At 35.4% G+C, this 16,247-nt stretch carries 13 protein-coding genes; 11 read left to right on the top strand and 2 right to left on the bottom strand.

Annotated elements, in window-relative coordinates:
- Positions 1-10 precede the first annotated feature (10 nt).
- Positions 11-2,467, top strand: coding sequence for a YfhO family protein (locus tag GOQ17_RS07115; RefSeq protein ID WP_159636601.1), 2,457 nt, complete (start codon positions 11-13; stop codon positions 2,465-2,467).
- A 44-nt stretch (positions 2,468-2,511) separates the two neighbouring features.
- Here GOQ17_RS07115 and rnhB read toward each other — a convergent pair whose 3' ends face one another.
- Positions 2,512-3,108 (bottom strand): ribonuclease HII, encoded by a 597-nt coding sequence (gene rnhB / locus GOQ17_RS07110; RefSeq protein ID WP_159636600.1) that lies wholly within the window; start codon positions 3,106-3,108, stop codon positions 2,512-2,514.
- A 140-nt stretch (positions 3,109-3,248) separates the two neighbouring features.
- Between rnhB and GOQ17_RS07105 the strand changes: the two genes are divergently transcribed.
- The 4 genes from GOQ17_RS07105 (at position 3,249) to fabD (ending at position 9,119) form a co-directional block, all read left to right on the top strand.
- The gene (locus GOQ17_RS07105) at positions 3,249-3,992 is read left to right on the top strand and encodes a hypothetical protein (protein ID WP_159636599.1); all 744 of its coding nucleotides are present in this window, start codon (positions 3,249-3,251) and stop codon (positions 3,990-3,992) included.
- 12 nt (positions 3,993-4,004) lie between these two features.
- On the top strand, positions 4,005-6,830 hold the full coding sequence (locus GOQ17_RS07100) for an outer membrane beta-barrel protein (RefSeq protein ID WP_159636598.1): 2,826 nt from the start codon (positions 4,005-4,007) through the stop codon (positions 6,828-6,830).
- A gap of 93 nt (positions 6,831-6,923) precedes the next feature.
- Positions 6,924-8,159, top strand: a complete 1,236-nt coding sequence (locus GOQ17_RS07095) for a M16 family metallopeptidase (protein WP_159636596.1) — start codon at positions 6,924-6,926, stop codon at positions 8,157-8,159.
- 69 nt (positions 8,160-8,228) lie between these two features.
- Positions 8,229-9,119: an ACP S-malonyltransferase gene (fabD, locus tag GOQ17_RS07090; RefSeq protein ID WP_159636595.1), complete on the top strand. Its 891-nt coding sequence runs from the start codon at positions 8,229-8,231 to the stop codon at positions 9,117-9,119.
- 175 nt (positions 9,120-9,294) lie between these two features.
- Here the strand turns inward: fabD and GOQ17_RS07085 are convergent, their stop codons facing one another.
- Positions 9,295-10,023 (bottom strand): RDD family protein, encoded by a 729-nt coding sequence (locus tag GOQ17_RS07085; RefSeq protein WP_159636594.1) that lies wholly within the window; start codon positions 10,021-10,023, stop codon positions 9,295-9,297.
- Between the two features lie 32 nt (positions 10,024-10,055).
- Between GOQ17_RS07085 and GOQ17_RS07080 the strand changes: the two genes are divergently transcribed.
- Genes GOQ17_RS07080 through GOQ17_RS07055 form a run of 6 tightly spaced genes read left to right on the top strand, consistent with a single transcriptional unit; the run spans position 10,056 to position 16,244 of the window.
- Positions 10,056-11,021 (top strand): stage II sporulation protein M, encoded by a 966-nt coding sequence (locus tag GOQ17_RS07080; protein ID WP_159636593.1) that lies wholly within the window; start codon positions 10,056-10,058, stop codon positions 11,019-11,021.
- Complete coding sequence (locus tag GOQ17_RS07075) at positions 11,009-11,926, top strand: ABC transporter permease (RefSeq protein ID WP_159636592.1); 918 nt, start codon at positions 11,009-11,011, stop codon at positions 11,924-11,926. Before GOQ17_RS07080 ends, GOQ17_RS07075 begins: the two co-directional genes overlap by 13 nt.
- Entirely contained in the window at positions 11,919-12,716 is a 798-nt protein-coding gene (locus GOQ17_RS07070) for a DUF4129 domain-containing protein (protein WP_159636590.1), read from the top strand. The genes GOQ17_RS07075 and GOQ17_RS07070 overlap by 8 nt, the downstream gene beginning before the upstream one ends.
- Positions 12,713-13,918 (top strand): DUF4350 domain-containing protein, encoded by a 1,206-nt coding sequence (locus GOQ17_RS07065; protein WP_159636589.1) that lies wholly within the window; start codon positions 12,713-12,715, stop codon positions 13,916-13,918. Before GOQ17_RS07070 ends, GOQ17_RS07065 begins: the two co-directional genes overlap by 4 nt.
- Positions 13,915-14,916: an AAA family ATPase gene (locus GOQ17_RS07060; protein WP_236537088.1), complete on the top strand. Its 1,002-nt coding sequence runs from the start codon at positions 13,915-13,917 to the stop codon at positions 14,914-14,916. Before GOQ17_RS07065 ends, GOQ17_RS07060 begins: the two co-directional genes overlap by 4 nt.
- A complete protein-coding gene (locus GOQ17_RS07055; RefSeq protein ID WP_159636588.1) occupies positions 14,916-16,244 on the top strand; it encodes a DUF58 domain-containing protein in 1,329 nt (442 codons plus the stop codon). Before GOQ17_RS07060 ends, GOQ17_RS07055 begins: the two co-directional genes overlap by 1 nt.
- Positions 16,245-16,247 lie beyond the last annotated feature (3 nt).

The raw sequence follows: 16,247 nt of genomic DNA, 5'->3' as shown, positions 1-16,247 counted from the left end.
TAAATTATTCATGAAAAATTGGTTTAAGGAAAACTCCTCACATTTAATCGTTATTGCAATATTTTTTGCGTTGGTGTTTTTTTACTTTTCGCCCGTATGGCAAGGTAAAACATTGACACAACATGACGTTGTACAAGCTATAGGAAGCCAAAAGGAGCTAATGGATTACAGGACTCAAGATGGTAAGGCGCCTAATTGGACAAACTCCATGTTTGGAGGAATGCCAACTTTTCAAATTTGGTACGAACACACAACAAACGTAGCAACCTATATAAACCGCGCTATTAAATCAGTTTTTCCAGTTCCTGCAGATATTATTTTAATTTACTTATTAGGTGGGTACTTTTTGTTGAGTGTCTTACGTATTAGGCCATGGCTTGCTGCGGTAGGCGCAATAGCTATAGCTTTTTCGTCTTACAACTTCATCTATATTGAAGCCGGACATTTAAATAGGTCTTACGCGATTGCTTATTTGGCGCCAATTATTGGTGCAGTGATTATGTGTTATCGTGGAGATAAATTTTGGGGAGGAATATTGCTTGCTCTATTTTTAACCCTTGAAATACGTACGAATCACGTACAGATGACTTATTATCTGTTCATTGCTTTATTGATATATGTAGGTTTCGAACTTTATTATGCAATTCGCGATAAGAAATTGCCAGAATTTGCTAAAAATACAAGTGTTCAATTGGGAGCAGTTATTGTTGCGGTTGCAGTAAATGCTACAGTGTTATTCCCAACTTATGAGTTCAGTAAACTTACGACTAGAGGTAAAGCTAATATTGCGAAAACTGATGACGGTAAAATATCAAATGGGTTGGATAAGGATTATGCCTATGCCTGGAGTCAAGGTATTGGTGAAAATTTAACATTGTTAATTCCTAATGCTTATGGGGGTAAATCTAACGGCGTATTGGATGATAAGTCTCAAACGTACAAATTTTTAACAAGCGTTGGTATTCCATCCAATCAAGCTTTACCATTTGCACAATATTTACCAACCTATTGGGGCGACAAAACATTTACTTCTGGACCATGGTATTTCGGTGTTGGGGTCATTGCGTTATTTATTTTAGGATTGTTTATTGTTAAAGATAGGTTGAAATGGTGGATTCTATCGGCGATTGTATTGACAATGTTGCTGGCTTTGGGAGAAAATTTCCCATTAATATCTGATCTTTTCTTCAATTATGCACCTCTTTACAATAAGTTTAGAGCGCCGGAATCTATTTTGATTATTCCATCTATATTAATTCCTTTATTGGCTGTCTTAGCGGTTCACGAGTTAATTGTTCGTAAAGATGAAATCAAGGATTTAGATAAAAAAATATTATACAGCTTCGGTTCTGTCGCAGCTATCTGTTTGATTATTGCTGTGATGCCTTCTATTTTGGATTTCAGAACAGCACAGCATCAGAATTTTGTGGCTATGCTTGGTCAACAAACAGGTGATGCAAGTATGGCAAATCAATTGGCAGAAGCTTTAGTAAAAGATAGAGCGGATTTGGCAGCAGCTGACGCTTGGCGATCGTTCTTTATTGTTGCGCTTATATTTGCTTTAGTTTTTGCATTTATTAAGAAGAAATTATCAGCTACCCCATTGATCATTGCTATTGGAGTGATTACGTTAGTAGATTTATGGACAGTCGATAAGCGTTATTTAAACAATGATACTTTTGTTGACAAGAATGCGTTTAAAAACCCAATTGAAGAACGCGAAGTAGATCAATTAATTAAGTTGGATAAAGATCCAAGTTATCGTGTACTTGATTTAACTACAAACCCATTTTCGGATGCGAAGGCATCATTCTTTCATAAGAACTTTGGAGGGTACCAAGCAGCTAAGCTGATGCGTTTCCAAGAGGTTTTGGAACACCAATTCAATGGAGCGATTAACGAGGATGTGTTGGATATGTTCAATGTTCGATATTTGATCACGAAAGATCCTCAAAATAATGTAGATAGAATTCAAAGACGTTCTACTGCTGCTGGAAATGCATGGTTTGTTGATAAAGTAACATTTGTAAAGGACAATAATCAAGAAATGCAAGCTATTAGCAGTTTCGATCCATCAAAAGAAGCATTCGTCCATGAAGAATTCAAAAGTCAAATTGATGATAAACGGTTGGGCTTAGCAAATAATGCGTCAATCAAATTGACATCTTATCATCCTGATAAAATGGTGTATGAGTATACAGCTCCAAATGATGTGTTTGCGGTATTCTCAGAGGTGTACTATGATAAAGGTTGGAAAGCGTATGTTGATGGTGAGGAAGTGCCAATTTTGCGTGCTGATTATATACTTCGTGCTTTACAGTTGCCTGGTGGTAACCATAAAGTAGAATTTGTATTTGATCCAGAGAGCGTTAAAATTAGCAGTATTATATCTTTGATAGGCTCAATAGTATTGGTGTTGGGAATTTTAGGCGGAATTTTTATAAGCTACAAGCGAAAGAAAAAATAGCATTAAAGAATGAAGGCTTTTCAGATCGAAAAGCCTTCATTCTTTTAAAATAGAGTCAGTTGTGGTTTGCTAACTGTAAAAGTTTTGCGATGGTGCGGAGTAAATCCGAGTTCTATTACTGTATTACGATGCTTTACTGTAGGATAACCTTTATTTGTCGCCCAATCATAATGCGGAAATTCTTTTCCAATTTCGACCATATAATCGTCCCTATAGGTTTTGGCTAATATAGATGCTGCTGCTATAGATAAATATTTACCATCACCTTTAATGATGCATTGGTGTTGTATATTTTTATATGGTATGAATCTGTTTCCGTCTATCAACAGTAGCTCGGGTTTCACGTGGAGAGCATCTAGTGCGAGATGCATCGCTCTATATGACGCATTATGAATATTGATTTTATCAATTTCTTGCGGGCTGACGGTCTTTACAGCAAATGCCAAAGCATCACGCTCTATAACAGGTCTGAGCTCCATTCTTTTCTTCTCAGAAAGTTTTTTGGAATCATTCAATATTGGATTATAATATCCTTTTGGAAAAACTACTGCGGCAGCAAATACAGGCCCAGCCAAACAACCTCTTCCTGCTTCATCGCAGCCCGCTTCGATTAAATCTTCTTGAAAATGTGATAATAACATGCTATACCTATCTGTAACTTCTCTGTGATAAGTTAAATAATTGTAGAGTATACAATTAGTAATTGTTTTTTTTGTAATTCAATTAAACTATTTATAGACTGAAATGTCTAATTCAAATGTAAAAATAAGTAGAAAAACTAATGAATAAACTATCTATTCTTTTATTATGTTCACTTCTGCCTTGTCTTGCATTTGCTCAGAAAAACAAAAAGGTCAACTATTTATTTTCTAACCCACCAGAGATAAATATAGATGCAAATATAACAGATTGGGATAATACCTTGACTTATGTGGGGGATGAACTTTGGGCTTTTAGCGTCACGGAACAAAATAACAATCTGTATGTTACAATAGTTATCAAGGATTTGCAGTTGCAAAGGGAAGCTTTTAGAGGAGGGCTATTTATAGATGTTAGCTATGATGGTAAAAAGAAGGAAGGCGCGCGTTTACAATTTCCGTATTGGGATAGAGAGCGTAGAAGGGCTTTAGCAGATCTTGGCCAACATGAAGAAACTGCTAATCTAGAAAAGGAATTGCTGAATAATGTAAACGGCTATTTTCTTACAGGATTTGGAAGAGTGAGAGACGGTGTATTGGCTTTGCAAAATGATTATGGGATAGATGGAATTGTAAAAATAGATACTAATAAGTGCTTGGTGTATGAAGCCAAAATTCCATTGCAGTTAGTTGGGTTGAAAAGCGAACAAATAGCGGTTAATTTAGGAATTAACACACAATATGCATTGCTCAAAAAGGCAGCTTCAAATGCGAATAAAAATAGAAATATGTACCCAATGATGGGAAGGCCAGTCATGCAGAGTACATTGAAAAATCCTTATTCTGGAGAGACTGAAGTGTGGGTCTACAATAAAATTATTAAGTAGTTATAATATATTATGAGGTTTTACAGCGCTTTAATAGCCGTGTTTTTTTTGAGTTTGAATTTTAACTTACAAGCTCAATCCGACAAAGTAGTTCAAGGATTATTACGTGATTCTCTATCGCGAATTGTATCTGGAGCTACAGTTCAATTTATATCTGCGACAGATACATTGAGTACTAGCTCATCAGTAGGAGGTATTTTTACCTTCAACAATGTCAAAGTAGACAAATTCAAAATCAAAATTGCAAGTTTAGGCTTTGAACCTTTTGAGAAAGAATATACTTTTCCGGCAGGAGAAAGCAGAATGCTTGTGCCTACCATTCAACTAATACCTGTTGCAAATATGATCGAAGAGGTCGTAGTGGCTGGTGTTGTGACTATACAAGTGAAGGGCGATACGGTTGAATACGCTATGGACAATCTAAAATTACGTCAAGGCGCGGTAGCGGAAGATGCTTTGAAAAAATTACAAGGCGTGGATGTCGACAAGGATGGTAATGTTACATCGCAAGGTGAGCAGGTGACACGTGTGCGTATCAATGGTAAAGATTTCTTTGGTGGAGATGTGAAGACCGCAACCCAGAATTTACCAGCTGATATTATTCAGAAAATTCAAGTTGTAGATGATTTCGGAGATATGGCCAATTTGACGGGGAATAAATCTGGAGAATCAACTAAGGTCCTAAATATTCAGATTGATCCTAAATATAATAATGGATATGCAACGACAATTCGACTAGGTGGAGGTACCGAAGAACGTTTCCAAACAACAGGAATGTTTATGGGATTTAAAGAAAAGTCACAAGTATCCGTTTTAGGTAACTTAAATAATATGAATGCGCCATTATTTGACTTTAATGCAGTTGGAGGTGGAGCTCGTGGTCGTCAAGGTGGCGGTGGCGGACGTGGCGGAGGTATGTTTGGTGGTGCTGAAGGTATTACAAATACAGGTTCTATTGGTGTAAATATTCGTCATGATTTCTCAGAAACGTTGAAAGCTTACGGCTCATATTCTTACGGTCGTGATGATAACAACACACTGTCAAATTCATTCACTGAGTATATTGGTCAAAATTTAACACAAGGTGATACGACTAATAATAATAGTATTCGTGGAAATCACCGTTTTGAAGGTAATTTGGAATGGAATATAACTGCTAAAGATTATATCAAAATTACGCCTCAAATTGGATTTAACGACAACTCAACTAAAAATTCAGCGAATTCTATATTGTACAATAATAGTGCACTAGACTATACTCAGCTTCAGTTAGCGGATAATGAATCCACTAGTCCACGGTACAATTTCTCAGGTTTGTATAATAGAAGATTAAATGATAAAGGTCGTAACTTGTTTTTGAATTTTAATTATGATAATGCATCTACTACGAATGAATATAATCAAGTATTAGATCGTTTAACTTTCGACCCTGCAAATCAAAATACACCAATTGGAGAGATTTATGAGCAGACAATTCGTGAGGCGCTCAACAAAAGCTGGAATGCTGGAGCATCTTTGTCTTACTTAGAGCCATTATCTGATAAGAGTAAATTGGAATTGTCGTACGACTATAATACCAATGATTATGACAATGATGACAAACAAAATCAAGTCGATGCAAATGGCAATACGGTTCCAAACTCATTTTTGAATTACGATTACAATTATGATTACGGATTTACTACTCACCGTATTGGTGCGAGCTATATGTTCGAAAATGAAAAAGTCAAATATTCATTAGGAGCGGCAGTTCAACCTTCTCAACTAAAAGGTACAGCGCGTTCAGTAGATGAATCAGTTGAAATTGATCGTTCGAACTTTAATATTATCCCGATTGCACGTTTTGAATATAAATTTTCACGTCAATCAAATATTACTTTCAATTATTCAGGTCGATCAGCGGAGCCAGGTATTTCACAGATCATTCCATTTGAAGTGAGTACAAACCGTACAAGTACTACGATCGGTAATGCGAATTTGGATCCAGAATTTAGACATTCCATGAATGTAAGATTCAGAACGGGTGATTTCCAAAAAGGCAAGTCATTCTTCGCGATGTTACGTTCTGAATTAACTCAAGATAAGATTGTTTCATTAAACAAACGCTATTCAGCGTCAGGCGAAGGTTTAATTCAGGATGTTGGATTTATCAATGAATCTGATCCTGTTTATAACATTAACTCTTTCTATCACTGGTCAAGAGCATTCAAAGAAAAAACATATAATATCATGTATGGCGGTGGTGTGAGCTACGCACGTACAATTTCTTACTTGACAGATGACCAAAATGCGAGTTTAGTAAATAATAAAACTGCTACAGGATTCGATAAGGGTATAAATAACAATACTACATTGACTCAAATGTTATTTTTCAGATACAACCCATCAGAGAATTTGGAAATAAATCCAGGAGTGCGTTATAATTATACATGGACAAGTTCAACATTACCTGATTTTGCAGCAGCAAATACACAAAAAATTGTTCCAAATATTATTGGTTCGGTTAATATAACACCAAGTACTATTTTTGGTGCTGATGTATCAAAAGAATTCAATACAGGATACCGTACTAACGCTAATCCATTTATTATAAACTCTTACATCGAGCAAAGATTCTTAAAAGATCAGCGCGCAACTATTCGTTTCCAAGGATTTGACTTATTGAATCAACAAACGAATATTAATCGTACTGTGGGTGAAATTTTGAGAGATAGCCAGACAAATCGTCTTGCAAGATACTTTATGTTAACGTTTACATTTAAGTTGCAAAAATTTTCGGGTATAAATCCAATGCAAAGTGAAGACCAATTCCCTGGTCACAGAAGACCTAGAATGTAATATCAACGTCTTATAAATCAAACGGCTGTATCAACATACAGCCGTTTTGTTTTTATTGTGTAGCTTTGCAATCACTTTTACATTAGTATATAAATGAAGGAATACAATCTTATCCAATTGGATAATGGTATCAGAATATTGTTGCATTACCAAAACTCACCTATCACCCATACCTGCATGATAGTGAATGCAGGAGCACGAGATGAAAGTGAAGGAAAGTTTGGCGTAGCACATTTTATCGAACATTTATTATTTAAACGTACAGAGCGTCGCTCAACAAATCAAATCCTTAATCGTCTAGAGCAAGTTGGTGGCGACTTGAATGCGTACACGACTAAAGAATATACCTGCTTACATGCTTCGTTCCTCAATCCGCATTTAGAACGTGCTTTGGATTTATTCGAAGATGTATTGTTTCATTCTACTTTTCCAGCTAATGAAATAGAGAAGGAGAAAGGCGTAATTTTGGATGAAATGGCTTCGTATTTGGATAGTCCTGAAGAGTCCATAATGGATGATTTTGAGGATTTATTGTTTAAAGGAACTGGGCTTGGTCATAATATTTTGGGCCTTGAAGAAGACTTAAAATCTTTGCAAAAAGAAGATGTGTTGGAATTCATGAAAATGAATTATGATACCAACGAGCTCGTGATTGCAATCGGGGGAAATTATTCTTTAGCACAAGTTGAACGACTTGGTAATAAGATTTTTGGAAAATTAAAGTCTAATACCAGATCGAGACAGGATAAGGTAAGTTTTGACAATATCGGTCAACAAATTGTAATCGAAAAGCCTATTAATCAAGCGCATTATATGCTTGGAGTAAAGACCTTCGGTATTTATGACGAGCGCAAAACAGGCATGCTCTTGTTGAATAATATGTTGGGTGGTTTTGGGATGAGCTCGATTTTGAATCTAGGTATTCGTGAAAAATACGGCATTGCCTATACGATCGAGTCTAATTTCACGATGTACACGGATACAGGACATTTTAATATTTATTTGGGTACGGACGAAGAGAAATTGAAGAAAGCTGTCTCTTTGGTATTCAAAGAGTTGGATAAGCTCAAGCAAGCGCCTATTTCGGCTTATCAACTCAAACAAGCGAAACAAAAGTTCAAAGGTCAAATTGCTTTGGCAGAAGAAAGTCGCATGAGTATGATCATTGCAGAAGCAAAAAATCTCATCGATTACGGCAAGGTAATCCCATTGCAAGAAGTTTTTGACAAAATTGATGCGGTGACTCCAGAGGATATTTTTGCACTTTCAAATGAATTTTTTGACGAATCGAAGTTGACATCACTAAGCTTTGTCCCGGAAGAAGAATAGCTTTTCGGCATTATTAGTATATTTGCCGATCCATTAGATAATAACCTTTAACATAGAAAATAAGTCGTCATGAAAACAGCTTACATTTTCCCAGGTCAAGGGGCTCAATTCGTAGGAATGGGTCAGGACTTGTACAATCTTAATGAAGAGACGAAAACTTTATTCGAAAAAGCTAACGATATTTTAGGTTTTCGTATTACTGATATCATGTTCAATGGTACAGACGAAGACCTTAAACAAACAAAAGTTACGCAGCCTGCTATTTTCTTGCATTCGGTAATTTTAGCCAAAGCTTTAGGAGATAAATTTCAACCTTCAATGGTTGCAGGACACTCTTTGGGTGAGTTTTCTGCATTGGTTTCTGCAGGAGCATTATCTTTTGAAGACGGTTTAAAATTAGTTTCACAACGCGCAAATGCAATGCAAAAAGCATGTGAATTGCAACCATCAACTATGGCTGCAATTTTAGGATTGGATGATGAGACGGTAGAAAAAATCTGTACGCAAGTAGAAGAAGTTGTTGTAGCAGCAAATTACAATTGTCCAGGTCAATTAGTTATTTCGGGTTCAATTGAAGGTGTCGATAAAGCTTGTGCTTTATTGACTGAAGCTGGAGCAAAACGTGCATTGAAATTGAACGTTGGTGGAGCGTTTCACTCACCATTGATGGAACCTGCCAAAGTTGAATTGCAAGCGGCTATCGAAGCTACTGATATCAAATCTCCAATTTGCCCGATTTATCAGAACGTGGACGCCAAAGCGTATACAGATCCACAAGAAATCAAAGCAAACTTGATTGCGCAATTAACTGGTGCTGTTCGTTGGACACAAACTGTTCAAAATATGTTGGCAGATGGCGCAGAAACTTTTGTAGAAGTAGGTCCAGGAAATGTACTACAAGGTTTGGTGAAAAAAGTAGATCGTCAAGCGCAAACATCTTCTGCTTCTGTAGGAGAATAGAATATTGTAAATAAATATATAACAAAACAAGCGACTATTTGGTCGCTTGTCTTGTTTAAATATCAGTTAAAATTTAATTTTAAGCAGATGATATTTTCATCTCGTTTTTATTTCATTCGAAATGACCACAATATAACTCGCCCTATCGTCGCAGAGAGATATCTATATTTAACATTTAATTATTTTTGAAAGAATAATAATGATCTTGAATGACTTGAGCGACAAATTTTTCAGGTAGCTCCTCATTCTTTTTTCCAATCAATACTTCCACTTTTGCAGCCAAAGCTTTTATAATTTCATAATTCTTGCGGCGATATCCGGTGTTGTAAATATCTTTTATCTCATTGATTTCTCGATCTGAAATTTTATAGACTTCTGGGTATACAATTGTATGTTCCACGGTGAGTTCTTCGAATACAGTTTCTTTGAGATTCAGCGATTCTTTTAAACTAATAACCGTAGTATCAGCAGCGATGTCGCCTAATCGTTGCCCCTTCTGCGATAGAATAATACTCATCAAGCCTATGCCTCCCATGCTCATAAATATATCTACAGCATTCGATACCCAGCGAATAAAGTATTGATAAAATGTAGCTCGTGTGCCGTCAATTTTAACCACTTTGAGTTTCATGATTTTTTTTCCAAAAGTTTGTCCATTCATCAATACTTCGGTGCCTATTGTATAGAAAAATACGGGTAATGAAACTAAAGAATATATTCCCCAAAGTGACCAGTTATCCAAACCTTCTAAGACGTTCGTAGAATCAAAAAAGAGAACAAGTGCAAAAATATACAACAGCATAAAGCCGTAATCTATTGCAAACGCAATGATACGTGTGCCTACTGGCGCTAATTTGTATTCAAAATTTACGTTTTGAGGTGTGTTTATTAACAGCTTATTCATATATTTGAGATAAAGTCAATTTAACTTAAATTATGCGAGAGGCGTCCTTTATAGAACGAAATAAAGAAAAATGGTTGTCAATTGAAAATAATTTACTCAATATTATACATGTTGACCCTGATATTCTAGCTTCAAACTATATTGAACTCACTAACGACCTTGCCTATGCACAGACTTTTTATCCTGATAGTAAGACAAAAGATTACTTGAATGAATTGTCTATTCGCGCACATCAATTGATATATAAAGACCAAAAATCTTCTAGTAATAAATTAAGGCATTTTTTCACTTACGAAATTTTTGAATCTATATGGAAGATTAGGAAGCAACTTGTTTATTCATTGCTAATCTTTCTTCTGGCAAATATAATAGGTTTTATTTCTGCTATTTATGAAGAGAGCTTTCTGAAATTCATAATGGGATCACATTATGTGGATATGACTGTTCAGAATATTAAAGAGGGAAATCCTGCAGGAGTTTATCAACAAGGTTCCAATTGGGGAGGTGCGCTTGCCATTACCATTAATAATGTTAAGGTAGCATTCTTTGCTTTTATTTACGGTATTTTTTTTAGCATTGGCACAGGCTATATTCTTATGATGAATGGTATTATGGTCGGAACATTCCACTATCTTTTTTTCAAATATGATGTTTTAACGGAAGCTATGACCGCCATTTGGATTCATGGAACGATTGAGCTTTCTGTTATTGTCATAGCTGGTGGATGTGGATTAGCGATGGGTAATAGTATTCTTTTTCCTAAGTCATATACGCGATTGGAATCCTTCAAAAAAGCTGTAAAACACGCTTCAAAAGTCCTGATTAGTACTATTCCATTTTTTATCATTGCAGGTACTCTTGAAGGATATGTAACACGTTATTATCAGGTTTCTATTTGGCTATGCTTAACGATTATTGCTCTTTCGGCACTATCTATTGTGTACGTATATGTTTTAAAACCTAAACAAATGGCTCAAAAATACGCATGGGACAGATAGACTTCGAATTCAAGCGAGAACGTAAGTTGGGTGAATTTGTGCAGGATTTTATCAACTTATTGAAAGTTATTAATAGACATTTGGTGTCGGTATTGTTTCGATTACTCCTCATACCAATTTGTATTGTCGTACTAATTGGATATTATCTAACGACACAAATGCGATTCAATGCTAGCTTCACTAATGTTGATTATTTCAATATAGGAGCCAGTTTTGTAAGCCTGGGATTACTTATCTTGTTGATTTCTATGTTTGCTTTCGGATTTACGATAGAATACTTCATACTTCTTCGCAATAGAAAAAAGATTGATTTTAGCAGCACAGACGTGTGGCAGCAGTTTCGTTGGAATATATCCTATTACTTACGGTTTTTTTTAGTGATGCTTGTTGTGGCGGTATTAATTGCTATCCCATTAATTATAGCTGTTTTGCTTGCTGCATTCATTCCTATTGTAGGATCATTTGCTACTGGGATAATCTTTTCTATGGTCGGTCTTTGGTTTTTCGCTGCCTTTATGCTTTATAGAGAGGGCTATTACGATTTGATAGATTGTTTTGGAGGAGCTTTTACTTTATTGCGCACCAAAATATTTGAATATGGTATTGCTTCTTATATTGTTTCTTTCATCTTTCAGGCACTTTTGAGTATTATTACCATTATTCCATTCGTCATCCTATTTATATTAAGTTACAATGCTATTGGCTTTGGTAATGATTTTTTTGAATCTGCTTGGGGAAGAGGTATCGCTACTTTTGGAAGCTTAGTGATCGTCCTACTATTCATTATCTATTATATGCTTGCGGTGATTAGTTATGGAATAATTTATGAGACAGCCAAGGAACTTAAATTTGGAGAAGATGTGTTCGAAAGAATTGAGAAATTAGGAGGAGGTAAGGATGTTTAGATATCTGCTGACATTAATTTTGTTTATTCTATGCCTATATAGTTATGCTGCGCAACAAGATTCTGCAACAGCAATTATAGAAGGTGTTGAACACGTAGAAAGTTCACCTAAATATGAATATTGGAAAAAGGATTATTATAAAAATATTCCCAAGATTGACTCTTTAGCCTTCCCAACTAATCAAACTTTTGACGAAATGATTGGGCGCTACCAAAGTAAAGAGTTTGAATACATTGAAAGTATATCGGACAAATTGGGCGTGTGGACGACGATTAAAGATTGGATAAATAAATTTTTTCGCGATCTATTTCCTGATGTTAATGCTGATCCCGCAGAATGGTTGGTGGATTTGTTGGGTATATTAGGCGTCGTTTTGGTTGTATTTTTATTGTATAAATTCTTTTTATCTGGCAAACAATTTATTGTCAATCCTAAAGAGGATATTAATGATGAGGAGCAAGCAATTGAATTTGTTGAGCGAAATTTGTTAGATATCGATATCAATAATTATATAAATGAGGCAGTGCACTCAAAAAACTTTGCTTTAGCAATTCGCTATCATCAGCTATTAAATATTCAGCTTTTAGCCAAAAAGAATTTGATTCACTGGGATAGAAGCAAGACTAATCTCGAACTGACGCAAGAAATTCTACAAAGCGATTTGAGAAATGATTTTAAAAATTGCACGGCATTATTTGATTACGTTTGGTTTGGTGATTTTGCAATTTCTGACGCAAAGTTTCAGGAAATTTCCAATCAGTTCACAGCTTTTCAAAGGAGGTGGTCATGAGCAGAAATACTTGGCTAGGAATTCTATTATTATTTACCGTTTTTCTAGGTATTGCGCTTATAGATGCAGGCGCCAAGCGACCTATTGACTGGAATGAAACCTATTTATTCAAAGATAAGATTCCTTTTGGTGCTTATGTTTTTAGAGAAGAGTTGCCAAATATACTAGGCAAGGATAGATCTTATACAAATTATGGAGAGTCTACTTACGAATTATTAGCAAATTTTGATTCCTTACAATATAATAAACGCGCAATAATTGATATTAGTCAATTTCACAGCATATACGAGCATGATACCAAAAGTTTATTAAGATATGTGGAAAATGGGGGAGAAGTATTTTTGTCGGGTAAATCATTTTCAGATGAATTCCTAGATACTTTAGGATTATATTTTGAATTGTTAGACTATGCTAAATTTACACCAAATCCTCGTTCGGTTTATTATACTTTGGTTAATGATACTGCTAAATTATATCTGGAAAAAGTCACGAATTTACCAATTTTCTCCAAGCTTAATCCAGAGAATACTACCATATTAGGTTATCTGAATAGCAGAGGAAGAGCATTGCCAAACTTTATTAAAGTTTCTCGCGGAAAGGGTGCAATGTATCTTCACTTAGTTCCTGCGGTTTTTGGCAACTATTATATGTTGCAGGAAAATAGTTATAATTATGCTGCTAAAGTGATAAATACAGTGCGTAGTGAAGAGGTTTGGCTTTCCGATTACGGATATTATTGGGATAGACCGAATACTCCATTGCGTGTAATATTACAAAAGCCAGGTTTTGCACAAGCTTGGTATTTATTATTGATTGGCTTACTATTGTTAATGATATTTAAATCAAAAAGAGAACAACGTGCGGTGCCAGTGATCATTCCTGAGCCGAATAAATCCAAAGAATTTGCGCAAACTATTGGTAATTTGTATTACGAAAATGGATCGCCCGGAAATATTATTCAGAAGAAAATTGAGTATTTCCTATTTGATGTGCGCAACAATTACCAATTGGATACCCTGAAGCTAGATGACGACCGTTTTATAAAGCAATTATCTTCTAAATCAACAGTCGATATAGATGAGACTAAACATTTGTTGAAGCTCATCGATCAGTATAGAAATAAGAAAGAAGCATCTATTGCAGATGTGAAAATAGTGAATCAAAAAATTGAAGATTTTAAACAAAAAGCCAATTTCATATGATGGAGCAAGAAAATATGGAAAGATATCAACCTGATTTTGAAAACAGAATAGATCTTAGCGTTTTGCAGACCAAATTGGATGCAGTACGTGATGAAGTAAAAAAGGTTATCATAGGTCAAGATAAGGTTATTAACATGTTACTGTTAGCTATTTTAGCTGGTGGACACTCCCTAATTGAGGGTTTGCCGGGTGTAGCAAAGACGTTAACAGCAAAATTAATCGCAAAATCAATTCAGAGTAATTTCAAAAGAATTCAATTTACCCCCGATTTGATGCCTTCGGATGTCACAGGCTCCACGATTTTGGATATCAAAACTAACGAGTTTGAGTTCCGCAAAGGACCTATCTTCGGAAATTTGATTCTTATCGATGAGATAAATCGTGCTCCTGCAAAAACACAATCTTCTCTTTTTGAATGTATGAGTGAGCGTCAGGTTACGGTAGATGGACACACTTATCCGATGGCGAGTCCTTTTATTGTTTTTGCTACGCAAAATCCCATTGAGCATGAAGGTACATACCGCTTACCCGAAGCACAATTGGATCGTTTTCTCTTCAAAATTGATGTAAATTATCCTGATTTCGATCATGAATTGATCATTTTGAAAGAACATCACGAACAAAAGGCTAAAAATAAAGAGGACTTAGTTCAAGAAGTGGTTTTGGTTGATGAAATTATTCATTTTCAACATTTGGTCAAATTAGTTTATGTGCATGAAGATGTGTTAAAGTATATCGCACAGATTATTTCACAGACACGTACTAATCCATATCTTTCATTGGGAGCATCACCACGTGCATCACTTGCTATCTTGGAAGCCTCTAAAGCAAATGCTGCTTTGCAGGGACGTGATTTTGTGACTCCTGAGGATGTGAAGTATGTTGCTGATGCTATTCTTTCACATCGTATTCAACTAACTCCAGAAAAAGAAATGGAGGGCTTTACGCCAGCTTACATCGTACAGCAGATTGTAGAAAGTGTAGAAATCCCGAGATAATGAAGCATTTGCGTAGGTTGTATATCGCCAATAGGTTCTTTTATATACTGCTTTTGTTAGGAGCATGCTTTGCATTGTCCTTTTATTGGGAGCCTTTACGGGTACTTTCTACTATAATATTGTGGTTGTTTATTGGGGCATGTGTATGGGACTTATTTTTATTATATTTTCCCAAGCATCAAATAAAAATTCAACGTCAATATCCGGACAAATTATCAAATGGCGATCAAAATCCTCTTGCAATAATTTTGAAAAGCACTTTCCCTCTAAAAGTCCGAGCGCGTGTATTGGAAGAAATGCCTTTTCAACTTCAAGTAAGACATAATGAATTTAAGTTAGAATTGAATCCGCGCAAAGAGCATAAAGTAGAATATTTCTTATATCCAAAAAAACGTGGAGTTTATGGATTTGGAAAGTGTAATGTGCTCATCAGCCATTTGGGACTGTTTGAGCGTAAATTTATATTGGAAGAACAATTGGAAATACCTTGTTATCCTTCGTTTATTCAAATGCGTAAATATCAGCTTTTGGCGACAACAGATCGCTTGATAGAAATGGGCGTAAAGCGTATTAGAAGAATCGGTAGTACGATGGAGTTTGATCACATACGTGAATATGTGAAAGGTGATGAGTATAAACATATGAATTGGAAGGCTTCAGCAAAGCATAAGCGCTTGATGGTGAATCAATACCAAGAAGAGAAATCGCAGCCAATTTATTCTTTTATTGATATTGGGCGAGTGATGCGTATGCCTTTTAATGATATGACGTTGTTGGATTATGCAATCAATTCTACCTTAGTTTTGTCGAATGCTGCGATTTTAAAACAAGATAGAGCCGGGATGTTGACATTTGGTAAAAAAAGTGAAAATCATATTTCTCCAGAAAGGAATAATAAGCAGATGAAGCTTATTTCAGATAAGTTATATGGCATTAAGACAAATTTTGAAGAATCCGAATTTGGAAATTTGTATGCATTTATGCGCCGCCATATTAATAAGCGTAGCTTAATCTTTTTGTATAGTAATTTTGAAACGTTAGATTCGCTGAATCGTCAACTACCGTATCTTAAAATGATGGCTAAGAGTCACATAATCGTAGCTGTGGTTTTTAAGAATACGGAATTAATCCAATTGTCAAAGGAAAATGCAAAGACTTCAGTGGAGATTTATAATAAGATTATTGCGGAGAAATTTGTGTATGAAAAGAATCTAATCATTCAAGAATTAAATAGACACGGTCTTCAAACGATCTATACGGCTCCTGAGGATTTGAGTATTAAATCAATTAATAAATACTTAGAAATTAAAGCTCGAGGATTGATTTAAATA

This window comes from Sphingobacterium composti (genome assembly GCF_009829075.1).
GTDB classification, from domain to species: Bacteria; Bacteroidota; Bacteroidia; order Sphingobacteriales; family Sphingobacteriaceae; genus Sphingobacterium; species Sphingobacterium composti.
This window is presented reverse-complemented; position numbering and strand designations above follow the sequence as displayed.